The organism is Pseudomonas sp. PICF141 (assembly GCF_002286815.1).
GTDB lineage: Bacteria > Pseudomonadota > Gammaproteobacteria > Pseudomonadales > Pseudomonadaceae > Aquipseudomonas.
This window is the reverse complement of sequence record NZ_MUNM01000065.1, coordinates 1-14195: the sequence shown is the minus strand read 5'-3', so window position 1 is coordinate 14195 and position 14195 is coordinate 1. Positions and strand designations below refer to the sequence as shown.

Here is a 14195-nt window from a genome sequence, read left to right as displayed (position 1 = left end):
GAAAACACGAATGTCCGGTGGTCCGGTGTATATACCCTAAACGTGTATAAATATTTTTTGAACTAACTTTTAGGAATATGCATAGAAGGTACGTTACTCACCCGATAGATGAGTTGGCACGCCCCCTTGGTAGCAGCTGGCGAAGCCAGCTGCTACATGAGATCTCAGTGTTTGCGGGGTTCGGCGGCCATGAGTAATTCCTTTGGCCGCAAATAGGGGTTGGCACAGCCGATTTTCAATGTACGGGCCGGCGCCCAGCGCGAGTTGTTACCTACGCGATCGAGGATGCAATAGGTCACTTCCAGTCGAAGGTCTTCGCCAGCTTCGATAATGATCGCCGGGGGCACCCACACCTGAATCGGCTGACCCACATCGCAAGCCTTGAGCTTGGGCAGGTCCATGCGCACGTCGCCCCAGCGCAGGGTGATTTCGTCGTCGACGGCCATGTTCAGGTACGGTTCGATAGTCAACGGAACACCGCGCTTGACCTGATTCGGGTTGACCCCCTGACGGCGAATGGTCTCGGGGATGGAGACGGGCGCCAGGCTCTGGTTTTCCTCATCGCAAAGAAGCAGGCCGCCCGGGCAATCAAGTTTGATCTGGACGCGCGTCGCCGGTGATACCGCCGGCCCTTGCCCCACCTGCATGACTTTGTAATGGACGCGGGCCGATCCATTGGCAATGAAGCTTTCCGGCACTCGCAGACTCACGGCTGTGCCGCCATGATCGGGTCCCAGGACAGTGGAGGCCACGTAGCAGTTGTTCCAGAACAGCTCGATCAGATCGCCTTCATCCATACCGGGGTAGGGAGCCACTTCGATCATAAGGTGCGCGGCCGAGGTGATATTGATACCGGCCTTGTGGCTTTGCGCCAGGGTCGGGGCTGCAAGTTCAGGTTTGTTGGAAGTGCTGGTCATGGGTTTCTCTCCTTGAGGCTTTGCCGCGAAGTCCATTTCTGAAAGATCGAAAGGCGTGAATTACCAAGCAACAAAACGATTCGCTGTTGGCGCGATTAAATAATAATGAAGGTGAGGGATTTTGCCTGTTGGGAACTAGATAAGAGTGCGTTTGAATAGGTGTCAATAGCGTGGGTTGGTTAAAGGTTAGTTCTTGAGTGATTCAGAAAGCTCCTACGCAATGTGGTTAATAAACCGCATGGCTCTGTCGAATAAGGTGCGCTATTTGGTGGGTTTTATGCCTCTGAGGCAGCAACCCTTCGAACGTGGGGCAGCAGGGTATTTTATAAGTTTCAGGCGGTATGAATCTGTTGCAGGACATATATATATATGTACCGCATGGGGGCGGGAAGTTATTTAGGACGGGAGTGAATCGTTGAGGTATCTATTGTTTTTACGGAGTGAGTGTCACTTCCATCCATGGAAGTTTAAGTTTTCAAACAGGTAGCACTAAGCGTTATTAAGAAACTTGCTGAGAAACTGCTTGGTCCGTTCCTCTTTCGGGTTGGCAAACAGTGCCTTGGCTTCGCCTTGTTCGACGATCACACCCTTGTCGAAAAACACCACACGGTTGGCCACGTCCCGGGCAAAGCCCATTTCGTGGGTAACGATCACCATGGTGCGTTTTTCCTCGGCCAGGCCGCGGATGGTCGCCAGCACTTCACCCACCAGTTCCGGGTCCAGTGCCGAGGTCGGTTCATCGAACAGGATCACTTCCGGTTCCATCGCCAACGCCCGGGCAATCGCTACGCGCTGTTGCTGACCGCCGGAGAGGCGTCGCGGGTAAGCGTCTTCCTTGCCCGCCAGGCCGACCTTGGCCAACAGTTTTTTCCCCAGGGTAACGGCTTCGGCACGCGGGGTCTTTTTCACCACCAACGGCCCTTCGATCACGTTTTCCAGGGCGGTGCGATGGGGGAACAGGTTGAAGTTCTGGAACACAAAACCCACGTGCTGGCGCAAGCGCCGTACCAGGCTTTGCTGCTGGTTCAGGGGACGGCTGCCATCGATCTCGATGTCGCCGACCTTGATCCGGCCGCTGCTAGGCTCCTCGAGAAAATTCAGGCAACGCAGGAAGGTGGTCTTGCCCGAGCCGCTGGGGCCGATGATCGCCACCACCTCGCCTTCCTTGACCTGCAGATCGATGCCGTTGAGCACCACCTGACCCTTGAACTGCTTTGTCAGTTTTTCCACGACAATCATTGGGTCATGACTCCTGGTCGTGCCGATTGACCCGCGCTTCCAACTGATTCTGCAGGTGCGACAGTACAGTCGCCAGAACCCAGTAGATCAGCGCAGCGGCAAGATACATGGTGAAAATTTCGAAGGTGCGAGCGGTAATCAGCTGTGCCTGGCGGAACAGCTCCGGCACCTGAATGGTGGCCGCCAGCGCCGTGTCCTTGACCAGCGAGATGAAGCTGTTGCCCAGCGGAGGCAAGGCTGTGCGCGCCGCTTGCGGCAGGATGGCCCGGCGCAGGGTTTGCGCGCGTGTCATGCCGATACTGGCGGCAGCTTCCCATTGGCCGCGCTCGATGGAGCTGATGGCGGCCCGCAGGATTTCGCAGGCGTAGGCGGCCATGTTCAGCGAGAAGCCGATCAGGGCCGCTGGCAGCGGATCAAGTTCGATACCCAGTTGCGGCAAGCCGTAATAGATCACGAACAGTTGCACCAGCAACGGCGTGCCGCGAAAGAACGACACATAGATGCGGGCGATCCAGCTCACCAGTTTGAAGCGCGACAGGCGCATCAACGCCAGGCCGAAGCCCATCAGCAGGCCGAAGAACATTCCGCCCAGGCTCAGGATGACCGTGTAGTACGCGCCCTTGAGCAGAAAGGGCGCGGAGTCCAGCGCAAGTTGGAAAGCGTCTCCCATTATTGAGTGACGTCAGCGCTGAAGTATTTTTCCGACAGCTTTTTCAACGTACCGTCGGCACGCAGCTTGTCGATGGCTTTGTTCACCGCGGCCAGCAGCTCAGGCTCGCCTTTGCGCAGGGCAATACCGGCTTCCTGACGGGAGAACGCTTCGCCGGCGGCAGCTGTGTCCTTGGCCTTCCTTGCGTATTCCAGCGCGGCGAGGCGGTCGATCAGAATGGCGTCGATGCGGCCGACACGCAGGTCCTGGAACTTGGTCGGGTCATCTTCGTAGGTGCGGACGTCAGCCTTGGGCACATTTTCTTTTACCCATTGCTCGTAGTTGGTGCCCAAGCCGACACCGACTTTCTTGCCGGCCAGATCGGCGGCGGTCTTGATGGTGTCTTTGTTTTTGGTCAGGGTCAGCGCCTGAATCCCGGAAACGGTGTAAGGCGTGGAGAAGTCGTACTTCTTCTTGCGCTCTTCGGTGATGGTCACCTGGTTGATCACCGCGTCCAGACGCTTGGATTCCAGGGCTGCGAGGATGCCTTCCCATTTGGTCGGCTGCAGTTTGACCTTCACGCCCAGCTCTTTGGCCAAGGCTTCGGAGAACTCGACTTCGAAGCCGCTCAGTTTGCCGGCCTCATCGATGTAGCTGAACGGTGGATAAGTGCCTTCCAGACCGACGTTGATCACGCCTGCGTCCTTGATTTTTTGCAGCTGCTCACCGGCCACTGCCTGCCCGAGCAGGCCGGCGCTCAGCGCCAGGCCCAGCGAACCCACCAGCAGATTTCGACGTAATGCGGAAAAATTCATGACAAGCCCCTGTGTTTTCTTATGGAAGACGCTTAAGGAAAAGTTGGCAAATTCGGGATTTGAACGACTGCGATATCCTGCCCTAAAGCAGCTTATGCGTCTTGCTGCAAATTCGCCTGCGGCGCGACTATATGATGTCGCCTTTAGATAGGAAAATACTAAATATTGAGTTTGTTATTCTTTTCTTGGCTAAGTGATCGTTCCCACGCTCCTGCGTGGGAATGCCTCTAGGGACGCGGAGCGTCACGGGCTGCATTCCCACGCAGAGCATGGGAACGATCAAAACACTGAGGTATAGGCAAACAACGCCGGCGCCCCACCGGTGTGCAGGAAGATGATCGGGCCGTCATTGAAGCGCTGGCGTCCGATGCCGTCGAGCAAACCGGCCATGGCTTTGCCGGTGTACACCGGGTCCAGCAATAACCCTTCCTGGCTCGCCAGCAGCTTCAGCGCCGACAATGTCCCGGCATTCGGCTCGCCATAACGCGGGCCGAAATACTCGTCCCACAAATCGATTCTGAAATTCGCCGGCAGGCTTACACCCAACAGCTCGGCCGTGCGCTCGGCGAGGCCCTGGACTTTCGGTCGTTGATCTTCATCGCTACGGGAAACGGTCACACCGATCACTGGCAAATCCGGCAGTGCTTCGCTCAAGGCCAGCGCCAGGCCGCTGTGGGTACCGGCACTGCCGGACGCCAGCACCACGGCGGCGAAATTCAGCCCGGTGTCCTTGATCTGTTCAGCCAGTTCCAGGCCCGCACGCACATAACCCAAAGCGCCCAATGCATTCGAGCCACCAATCGGCACCAGATACGGTTTTTTACCGTTGCTGCGCAGACGCGCGGCCAGCGCTTCCAATTGCTCGTCGGCATTGTCGAGGTTTTCCACCCGCTCGACCTTGGCATCGAACAGATCCAGCAACAGCCGATTGCCGTTGCCGACATAATTGCTGTCGTCGGTGCCCAGTGGATTTTCCAGCAGCGCCACACAGCCAAGGCCAAGCCTGGCCGCAATGGCCGCCGTCTGACGCACGTGGTTGGACTGGATCGCGCCAGCGGTGATCAGGGTATCAGCGCCTTGGGCCAAGGCATCGGCGGCCAGGTATTCAAGTTTGCGCAGCTTGTTGCCGCCCAGGGCCAATGGCGTCAGGTCATCGCGTTTGACGTACACATCGCGGCCCAGCCAGGTCGACAGGCGTTCGAGTTTTTCCAGGGGAGTAGGATGACCGAGCAGGTCGAGGCGGTTAAAGCGGGCAAGCTCTTGTTTGATCATGGGTCCGTACTGGCGGAGGAAGATGTCAGGACTATAGGCACGGGTATTTGGTGGGGCAACTGCCAATCGCTTATAGCCAAAAGTATTGAGCACAGCACTATTGGTTCTTAATTCGGCTGCAAGCCGTTGCCGTAAAGTAATCGCGGTTAACGCGGCCAGACAGTCCGGCCGCCCATGAGGAGTTTTTACCGTGAGCGAGCGTTCCAGCCATTGGCAATTGCAGACCATCGTCGGCCAACTGCGTACGGCGCGCGAGCAGTGGCGCGCACAAAACGGCCGTGCCAGCGGCGAGCAGGGCGGTCGCGAGTTGCCGTCCCGAGCGGCCATGGCGGACATCCTCGAAGCCTTGTGCGGTGCGTTGTTCCCGATGCGTCTGGGCCCGGTGGATTTGCGCGAGGAGAGTGAAGACTTTTATGTCGGCCACACACTTGACGTCGCTCTGAACGCGTTGCTGGCTCAGGCGCGGCTCGAACTGCGTTACGCCGCGCGCCACAGTGCCCAGGCCGACACTGAAGTGGAGGCCAAAACCCTCCAGATCATTCAGGATTTCGCCCTCGCTTTGCCGGGGCTGCGCACTCTGCTGGACACCGACGTGTTGGCGGCCTATCACGGCGACCCGGCGGCGCGCAGTGTCGATGAAGTGTTGCTTTGCTATCCGGGGATTCTGGCGGTGATTCACCATCGCCTGGCCCATCATTTGTATTGCGCCGGCTTGCCGCTGCTGGCGCGGATCAGCGCGGAAATCGCTCACTCGGCCACTGGCATCGACATCCATCCGGGGGCGCAGATCGGTCGCAGTTTCTTTATCGATCACGGGACCGGCGTGGTGATCGGCGAGACCGCGATCATTGGCGAGCGCGTGCGGATTTATCAGGCCGTGACGTTGGGCGCAAAGCGCTTCCCGGCGGACGAAGACGGCCAGTTGCAAAAGGGCCATCCGCGGCATCCGATCGTCGAGGACGATGTGGTGATCTATGCCGGCGCGACGATTCTGGGGCGGATCACCATCGGCAAGGGTTCGACCATCGGCGGCAACGTCTGGCTGACCCGTAGCGTGCCGCCGGGGTGCAACCTCAGCCAGGCGAATTTGCAGCATGATGATGGGACGCAGAAGTAAGCCAGTTTTGTAGAACCTGTGGCGAGGGGGCTTGTCGGAACGCCGCATCGCCCCGTTCGGCTGCGACGCAGGCGCAAAGCATGCCAGTGCGGTTTTACTGAAAGAATTCGGTTGCAGGTTTCAGGGGAGCTTCGCGCCCCAACGGGGGCGAGCCCCCTCGCCACAAAGCTACCGCCGAGCCCTGCGATTAGTCCTTAGCCCCCTATCCATGTTTAACTTGACCGTTCATTCAAGTTAAACCGTCGGTTTGCTGCCCGCTCACAACAGGAGGCTTGCCTTTGCCGAGTCCGTTTTTGATTGCCCTGTTTCATCCCCTTGAGGTGCACTTTTCATGAGTGCATCGTCCACCCCCGCAAGCGGCCAGGTCCGCATGAATCCGCCGGTGTTTTATTTCGCGGCGATCTTTATTTTGCTATTCGCCGTTGTGGTCATGGCGATCCCCGAGCAGGCCGGTGCCTGGCTTCTGCAAGCGCAAAACTGGGCGGCCAACACGGTCGGCTGGTATTACATGCTCGCGATGACGCTGTATCTGGTCTTCGTGGTGGTCACCGCCTTGTCTGGCTACGGCAAGATCAAGCTCGGTGCCGACCACGACGAGCCCGAATTCAGCTACCTGTCCTGGGCCGGCATGCTGTTTGCCGCCGGGATCAGCATCACGCTGTTTTTCTTTTGCGTGTCCGAACCGCTGACGCACCTGGCGCAACCGCCGCAAGGTGAAGCCGGCACGGCGGATGCGGCGCGTCAGGCAATGCAGATTCTGTTTCTGCACTGGGGCCTGCACGGTTGGGGCGTGTTCGCCTTCGTGGGCATGGCGCTGGCTTATTTCGCCTATCGACATAACCTGCCGCTGGCCCTGCGTTCGGCGCTGTATCCGTTGATCGGCAAGCGCATCAACGGCCCCATCGGCTACGCGGTGGACGGTTTCGGCATCATCGCCACGGTGTTCGGCCTCGGCGCGGACATGGGCTTTGGCGTCTTGCACCTCAACTCAGGGCTCGACTACCTGTTCGGCATCGCCCACACCCAATGGATTCAGGTCGGGTTGATCACGCTGATGATGGGCGCGGCGATCATCGTCGCGGTGTCCGGCGTCGACAAGGGCGTGCGGGTGATGTCCGACATCAACATGCTGCTGGCCTGTGCGCTGCTGCTGTTCGTGTTGTTCGCTGGCCCCACCCAGCACTTGCTCAATACGCTGATCCAGAATCTGGGTGATTACCTCGGCGCTTTGCCGATGAAGAGTTTCGACCTCTACGCCTACGAAAAACCCAACGACTGGCTGGGTGGCTGGACAGTGTTCTACTGGGCCTGGTGGATTGCGTGGGCGCCTTTCGTGGGCCTGTTCATCGCACGGATTTCCCGGGGCCGTACCCTCCGTGAATTCGTCTTCGGCGTGCTCCTGATTCCGCTGGGCTTCACCTTGGCGTGGATGTCGATCTTCGGCAACAGCGCCATCGATCAGGTCCTCAACCACGGCATGAGTGCGCTCGGCATGTCGGCCATCGATGACCCCTCGATGACCTTGTACCTGCTGCTGGAAACTTACCCGTGGAGCAAAACCGTGATCGCGGTCACGGTGTTCATCAGCTTCGTATTCTTCGTGACCTCCGCCGACTCCGGCACCGTGGTGTTGTCGACCTTGTCCGCCAAGGGCGGTAACCCGGATGAAGACGGGCCGAAATGGCTGCGAGTGTTCTGGGGCGCGATGACGGCGCTGGTGACCAGCGCGCTGTTGTTCTCCGGCAGCATCGATGCGCTGAAGTCAGCGGTGGTGCTGACCTCGTTGCCGTTCTCGTTGATTTTGCTGCTGATGATGTGGGGGCTGCACAAGGCGTTTTATCTGGAGTCGCAGAAGCAGATCGCGCAACTGCATTCCCTCGCGCCGGTGTCCGGCTCGCGACGCGGCGGCTGGCGCCAGCGCTTGAGTCAGGCCGTGCATTTCCCGTCGCGCGATGAGGTCTATCGTTTCCTCGATACGACGGTGCGCCCGGCGATTGAAGAGGTGACAGCGGTGTTCGTAGAGAAGGGCCTGCACGTGGTCACTCAGCCCGATCCGGCCAATGACAACGTCAGCCTGGAGATCGGTCACGGCGAACTGCATCCCTTCATCTATCAGGTGCAGATGCGCGGCTACTTCACGCCGTCGTTCGCTCGTGGCGGCATGGGGTCCAAGCAACTCAACAACCGCCGTTACCACCGGGCCGAAGTGCATTTGAGAGAGGGCAGCCAGGATTACGATCTGGTGGGCTACACCAAGGAGCAGGTCATCAACGACATCCTCGACCAGTACGAGCGGCATATGCAGTTTTTGCATCTGGTGCGTTGATTGAGAAGGGGGGCGCTGACGTCTTGTCAGGCGTCAGTGCTCATCGTCATGAACAACACCAGCGCCGCTACCGGTACGCCGAATACCGCGCTGCCCACCACCAGTTCCGTGCTCAACGGCTGGCCGGCATTGACCATGCCGACCGCGCCGTTGATCAAGGTCAACGCCAGCCACAGCACGACAAAGCTGTAGGCCAGGGTTTGGCGGGGGAAACCGATTTTCTCGCCGATGAACAGCATCAGCGCAAGGAGAGCCAGGCCGAAGGTAATGATGATTGCTGTGTGCATGGTGAGTTTCTCCCTTCAGATGTGCAGCCCTTGAGGCCGCCTTCGCGGGCAAGCCCGCTCCCACAATGGTCGCGGGTGTTCACAGGTGTTGTGTTCACTGCCGATCCTTGTGGGAGCGGGCTTGCCCGCGAAGGCGGCCTTGCTGATTCACCCCAATACATCGAGCATAGTTAAACCAACCCGCCGTTGACGCGCAGGATTTGCCCGTTGGCCGTTTGAAGGCAAACCAAGATAAAAAGATCGCGGGCTGCGATTCTGGCGAATGGGTCCGGCTGAAGATGAAATGTGTGAAACGTTTCAGCATTTTCTCGGCTCCGAGGTTTATCGGCGTTTGCCCAGGCGTATGCTGGGCAACTTGCAAAGCAGTCGATACCCCATTTAAGACCGACAAGAGAGGACTCGATGACCTACACCGCTGCCGAAAACCGCTACGATTGCATCCCATACCGCCGCGTGGGGCGCAGCGGATTGGTGCTGCCGGCGTTGTCCCTGGGCTTGTGGCACAACTTCGGCGACAGCACGCCAATCGATACCCAGCGCTCGTTGCTGCGCACGGCATTCGATCTGGGCATTAATCACTTCGACCTGGCCAACAACTACGGCCCACCGTACGGCAGCGCCGAGATCAACTTCGGTCGTTTGCTGCGTGAAGACTTCAAGCAGTACCGCGACGAGCTGATCATTTCCAGCAAGGCTGGCTGGGACATGTGGGCCGGCCCTTACGGTCAGGGCGGTGGCTCGCGCAAGTACATCCTGGCCAGCCTCGACCAGAGCCTGCAACGCCTGGGTTTGGACTACGTGGATATTTTCTATTCCCACCGCTTCGACCCGGATACGCCGCTGGAAGAAACTGCCAGCGCACTGGCCACTGCCGTGCAGCAGGGCAAGGCGCTGTACATCGGCATCTCGTCCTATTCCGGGATGAAAACCCGTGAAATCGCCGGGTTGCTGAAGGAGTGGAAAGTACCGTTGCTGATCCATCAACCGGCCTACAACCTGCTCAACCGCTGGGTGGAAAAGGACCTGCTGGACACCACCAATGAACTCGGCACCGGCGTGATCGCCTTCACGCCATTGGCTCAGGGGCTGTTGACCGACAAATACCTCAATGGTGTGCCAGCGGATGCGCGGGTCAATCGTCCGGGCGGTGGTTCGTTGCAGGCGTCTCACCTGTCCGAAGCCAACATCGCCCACGTGCGGGCGCTCAACGAAATCGCCAAGCGTCGCGGTCAGAGCCTGGCGCAGTTAGCGCTGGCCTGGACGCTGCGCGATCCACGGGTGACCTCGGCGCTGATTGGCGCGAGCCGGCCGGAGCAGATTATCGAAAACGTCGGGGCGTTGAAGAACCTGAGTTTCAGCGTGGAAGAACTGGCGGAGATTGATCGGTTTGCCCAGGAGGGGGGGATCAATTTGTGGGAGAAGCCTTCGACGGCGGAATAAAATCGTTCGAGGTCAAGAATGATCATTCCCACGCTCTGCGTGGGAATGCAGCCCGGGACGCTCCGCGTCCCATCCAGAGCCGAACGCAGAGCGTCCGTTGATGCATTCCCACGCGGAGCGGGGGAACGATCGGCTCACCGGAAAAACGGCACATCTCCCAACACCGTCGCCCGCTGCATCACCCGCCGTGCCGGGCGGTAATCATCCACCGCGTGATGCTGGGTCACACGATTGTCCCAGAACGCGATGTCGTCTTTCTGCCAGCGCCAGCGGATGGTGAATTCCGGCCGTGTGGTGTGGGCGAACAAGAATTTCAGAATCACCTCGCTTTCCGTTTCCGACAGCTCATTGATCTTCGACGTGAACCCTTCATTGACGAATAGCGACCGGCGCCCGCTTACCGGGTGCGTACGAATCACCGGGTGCGATAGCGGCGGGTTCTTGCGCCGGGCTTCTTCCCACTGGGCCAGGGCTTCGGGTGTGTTGCCATAACGCTCCAGCGGGAACGAACGGGTGAAATCGTGAGTAGCGGTCAGCCCTTCGAGCAAGGCTTTCATCGGCGCGGACAGTGCTTCATACGCCGCAATACCGCTGGCCCACAGCGTGTCACCGCCAAATTCCGGCAGCAGTTTTGCGCTCAGCACCGCGCCCATGGCCGGGGTCGGCAGGAAGGTCACGTCGGTGTGCCAGATCGCGTTGTCCCGCACATCCGTGACGGCAGTGTCGAGGATCAGCACTTCTGGCTGCTCCGGCACATTCGGGTAGATCGGATGAATATGCAGGTCGCCGAAACAGGCGGCGAATCGCGCTTGCTGCTGCGGCTCGATCGGCTGGTTGCGGAAGAACAGCACCTGATGCTTGAGCAGCGCCTGCTCGATGGCATCGCGTTGCTCCAGGTTCAACGGCTGGCTGATGTCGATGCCGCTGATTTGCGCGCCGAGGGCGCAGCTTAACGGGGTGATGTTCAGGCTGCTCATGGTGTTCTCTTCAATTCGGGGCCATACATGAATTTTGTGGACGACACCGCACCTCTAGGAGCTGCCGAAGGCTGCGATCTTTTGATGTTGTTTTTAGAGAGCAAGATCAAAAGATCGCCGCCTCGTTTCACTCGACAGCTCCTACGGGGTTGATCCAAAAAAACGGGGGTATTGAGGCAAGGTGCTCCCACATTCAAATGCTTCAGTGAGCCTGGCCATGCCATGGCACGAGTTTGCGTTGCAGGGCACGCAAGCCCATTTCCATGGCGAAAGCGATCAATGCGATCACCAGAATCCCCAACACCACCACATCGGTGACCAGGAATTGCGCGGCCGATTGCACCATGAAGCCCAAACCACTGGTGGCGGCGATCAACTCGGCGGCCACCAATGTCGACCAACCCACACCCAGGCCAATCCGCACGCCGGTCAAAATGTCCGGCAAGGCACTGGGCAGAATCACATGCCGAATCAACTGCGTCCGAGTCGCGCCCAACGACTGTGCGGCGCGCAACTTGGCCGGGTCGACGGTGCGTACGCCAGTGGCGGTGGCAATCGCGATCGGTGCGAATATCGCCAGATAGATCAGCAAGACTTTCGACAACTCGCCGATGCCACACCAGATCACGATCAGCGGTAGATAAGCCAGCGGCGGAATCGGGCGATAGAACTCGATCAGTGGATCGAGAATGCCGCGAGCGATGCGGTTGTGGCCGATGGCAATGCCGACCGGCACGGCGGTCAGCACCGCAAAGCCCAGGCCCAGGCCAATACGGCTGAGGCTCGCGCCCAAGTGCTGCCACAAGGTCGAATCCATGTAGCCGGTGGTCACCAGCAGCCAGCCTTTTTGCAGCACGGCGGACGGCGGCGGCAAGAACAGCGGTTCGATCAATCCCGTGGCGGTGACGGCCCACCAGCTCGCCAACAACGCGATCAGGGTCAACACGCTGATCCAGCGCGTGTTCAAGCTGCGACGCAGCGGGATTACCGCCGAGCTCGATTTCACCGTCGCGGCGGGAATTTCATAAGTGCTCATGCGCGCTCCTGTCGCTGTACGGCATTGCGTTGGGAGAACACTTTGGCGAGCACGTGTTCGCGGGTTTCGATAAAGCGCGGGTCGGATTTGATCGCACGCGCCGATTCGCCGGCGGCGTAACGCTGACCGAACTCCAGGCTCAGGCGCTCGACGATTTGCCCGGGGTTGGGCGCCAGCAGAATCAGATCCGTGGCCAGGAACACCGCTTCTTCGATGTCATGGGTAATCAGGAACACCGGTTTGGCGGTGCGCTGCCAGACTTGCAGCAACAGCTCCTGCATCTGTTCGCGGGTGAAAGCGTCGAGGGCTCCGAAGGGCTCATCCATGAGCAAAATCCGAGGGTCTGCTGCAAGAGCGCGAGCGAGGCCGACACGTTGCTTCTGCCCGCCCGAGAGCTGCCAGATTCGGCGGTGTTCAAAATCGCAAAGGTCTACCAGGGCGAGCATTTCCCGGGCACGAATTTCGCGTGTGTCCCGGGCAACGCCGGCCAGCTCCAGACCGAAACCGACGTTGGCCAGCACGTCCTGCCAAGGCAGCAGGGCGTCGTCCTGGAACACCACACCGCGCTCGGCGCTCGGGCCTTTGACTGGCACCCCATCAAGGGTGATGCGCCCGGCGCTGGGCTCGACGAAACCGGCAATCAGGTTCAACAGCGAGGTCTTGCCACTGCCGGACGGGCCAAGGGCAACCAGCAACTGTCGAGGCCCAAGGCTAAGGGAAATATCCGCCAGCACCGGCTCCGCTGCGCCCGGGTACTGTGCGCAGACGCGCTCCAGCTGTAGCAAAGCCATCGCGGTCAACTCCGATCAGTGGGTGATGTATTTGGCGCTGACGTACGGCGCGTAGTCCGGCAGCACGGCCTCGACCTTGCCTTGTTCCTTGAGAAACACGGCGGTGTCGGTGATGGCCTTGGTGGTTGGCGCGCCGAGGGTGATTACCTGATCAGCCGCGAGGGGGAAGACGTTGCCTTGCAGCAGCAGCGGAATGTCGCTGGCCTTGGCACCGGAGAGCTTCACCAGCTTGTCGACGTTGCTTTGGTTGGCGAGCCAGGCTTTTGGGTCTTTGCGGTAGTCGGCGTAGGCATCGAGGGTCACTTTGGCAAACGCAGTGACGATTTCCGGGTGCTTCTCGGCGAAATCCTTGCGCACGATCCAGGCATCGAAAGTTGGCGCACCGAACTTGGCCAACTCGCCTGAGGTGATCAGCACGTTGCCGTTTTCCTTGGCCACGCCGAGCGCCGGGTCCCAGACGTAGGTAGCGTCGATATCTCCGCGTTTCCACGCAGCGATGATCGCTGGCGGCGCGAGGTTGAGCACGGTGACTTTCGATGGGTCGATGTTCCAGTGTTTCAGCGCAGCCAGCAGGCTGTAGTGGCCGGTGGAAACGAAGGGCACGGCGATTTTCTTGCCGACCAGGTCTTGCGGGGTCTTGATCCCGGAACCGTCACGCGCAACCAGCGCTTCGGCGGCGCCGATCTGAGTGGCGATGAGGAAGGTTTCCACCGGGACTTTACGGGTGATTGCCGCCGTCAGGGGGCTGGAGCCGAGGTAACCGATTTGCACATCACCAGAAGCGATGGCGGCGATGATGTCGGCGCCGCTGTCGAATTTGCGCCAGTCGATGGTGGCTTTGGTGGCTTTTTCGTAGGCGCCGTCGGCTTGGGCGACTTTGGCGGGGTCAACGGTGGTCTGGTAGGCGACGGTTACATCTGCCGCCTGAGCCAGGAAACTTGCCGAAGCCAGAAACGCGGCGGCCAGAAGGCGAAGAGGGGAAGTCAGTTTCATCGGGAAGCTCCTTGTCAGGCGACTGAGAGTCGGCGTGAAAAGGAGACTAAATGATATAAGAATCCGAAAATAAATAACTTTTTAGAATTATCTTATGAGCGGAAAATTCTAAGAGAGCCTAGTTGTTTATCGATCGTTCCCACGCTCTGCGTGGGAATGCAGCCGGTGACGCTCCGCGTCACCTGGACGCGGAGCGTCCCTTGAGGCATTACCCCGCAGAGCGTGGGAACGATCATAAAACCTAATGAAATGGCTACCCCCGCCTCCCCCCCTGTGATCGCCCACTAAGCTTTCACCGGGGGCTCATCGGAGATCATTGCCATGAACAACGTAGCT

The 14195-nt window shown here is 59.3% G+C and carries 13 protein-coding genes; 3 read left to right on the top strand and 10 right to left on the bottom strand.

Annotated features, from left to right (window positions below; all coding sequences use genetic code 11):
* Positions 1 to 164: 164 nt before the first annotated feature.
* From BZL43_RS17935 to BZL43_RS17915, 5 genes are all read right to left on the bottom strand, one after another.
* A complete protein-coding gene (locus BZL43_RS17935) occupies positions 165 to 917 on the bottom strand; it encodes a hypothetical protein (RefSeq protein ID WP_095633542.1) in 753 nt (250 codons plus the stop codon).
* Positions 918 to 1406: 489 nt separating this feature from the next.
* Positions 1407 to 2156 carry an L-cystine ABC transporter ATP-binding protein TcyN gene (gene tcyN / locus BZL43_RS17930; protein ID WP_095633541.1) on the bottom strand — a complete coding sequence of 250 codons (750 nt, stop codon included), beginning with the start codon at positions 2154 to 2156 and terminating at the stop codon, positions 1407 to 1409.
* A gap of 4 nt (positions 2157 to 2160) precedes the next feature.
* The gene (gene tcyL / locus BZL43_RS17925; protein WP_168185107.1) at positions 2161 to 2826 is read right to left on the bottom strand and encodes a cystine ABC transporter permease; all 666 of its coding nucleotides are present in this window, start codon (positions 2824 to 2826) and stop codon (positions 2161 to 2163) included.
* The gene (gene tcyJ, locus BZL43_RS17920) at positions 2826 to 3620 is read right to left on the bottom strand and encodes a cystine ABC transporter substrate-binding protein (protein WP_095633539.1); all 795 of its coding nucleotides are present in this window, start codon (positions 3618 to 3620) and stop codon (positions 2826 to 2828) included. Before tcyJ ends, tcyL begins: the two co-directional genes overlap by 1 nt.
* Before the next feature lie 279 nt (positions 3621 to 3899).
* On the bottom strand, positions 3900 to 4892 hold the full coding sequence (locus tag BZL43_RS17915; protein WP_095633538.1) for a D-cysteine desulfhydrase: 993 nt from the start codon (positions 4890 to 4892) through the stop codon (positions 3900 to 3902).
* 190 nt (positions 4893 to 5082) lie between these two features.
* On the opposite strand from BZL43_RS17915, the gene epsC reads away from it, so the two are divergent.
* On the top strand, positions 5083 to 6009 hold the full coding sequence (epsC, locus tag BZL43_RS17910) for a serine O-acetyltransferase EpsC (protein WP_095633537.1): 927 nt from the start codon (positions 5083 to 5085) through the stop codon (positions 6007 to 6009).
* A gap of 370 nt (positions 6010 to 6379) precedes the next feature.
* Positions 6380 to 8335, top strand: coding sequence for a choline transporter BetT (betT, locus tag BZL43_RS17905; RefSeq protein WP_168185108.1), 1956 nt, complete (start codon positions 6380 to 6382; stop codon positions 8333 to 8335).
* Between the two features lie 26 nt (positions 8336 to 8361).
* On the opposite strand, the gene BZL43_RS17900 is transcribed toward betT, so the two are convergent.
* Positions 8362 to 8622 carry a hypothetical protein gene (locus tag BZL43_RS17900; RefSeq protein WP_095633535.1) on the bottom strand — a complete coding sequence of 87 codons (261 nt, stop codon included), beginning with the start codon at positions 8620 to 8622 and terminating at the stop codon, positions 8362 to 8364.
* 402 nt (positions 8623 to 9024) lie between these two features.
* Here BZL43_RS17900 and mgrA point away from each other — a divergent pair, with 402 nt between their 5' ends.
* Positions 9025 to 10062 carry an L-glyceraldehyde 3-phosphate reductase gene (gene mgrA / locus BZL43_RS17895; RefSeq protein WP_095633534.1) on the top strand — a complete coding sequence of 346 codons (1038 nt, stop codon included), beginning with the start codon at positions 9025 to 9027 and terminating at the stop codon, positions 10060 to 10062.
* A gap of 134 nt (positions 10063 to 10196) precedes the next feature.
* Here mgrA and tauD read toward each other — a convergent pair whose 3' ends face one another.
* From tauD to tauA, 4 genes are all read right to left on the bottom strand, one after another.
* Positions 10197 to 11039 (bottom strand): taurine dioxygenase, encoded by an 843-nt coding sequence (tauD, locus tag BZL43_RS17890; RefSeq protein ID WP_095633533.1) that lies wholly within the window; start codon positions 11037 to 11039, stop codon positions 10197 to 10199.
* A gap of 202 nt (positions 11040 to 11241) precedes the next feature.
* Positions 11242 to 12075, bottom strand: a complete 834-nt coding sequence (gene tauC / locus BZL43_RS17885) for a taurine ABC transporter permease TauC (protein ID WP_095633532.1) — start codon at positions 12073 to 12075, stop codon at positions 11242 to 11244.
* Positions 12072 to 12866, bottom strand: coding sequence for a taurine ABC transporter ATP-binding subunit (tauB, locus tag BZL43_RS17880; protein ID WP_095633531.1), 795 nt, complete (start codon positions 12864 to 12866; stop codon positions 12072 to 12074). The genes tauC and tauB overlap by 4 nt, the downstream gene beginning before the upstream one ends.
* A gap of 15 nt (positions 12867 to 12881) precedes the next feature.
* A complete protein-coding gene (gene tauA / locus BZL43_RS17875) occupies positions 12882 to 13859 on the bottom strand; it encodes a taurine ABC transporter substrate-binding protein (protein ID WP_095633530.1) in 978 nt (325 codons plus the stop codon).
* Positions 13860 to 14195: the final 336 nt, after the last annotated feature.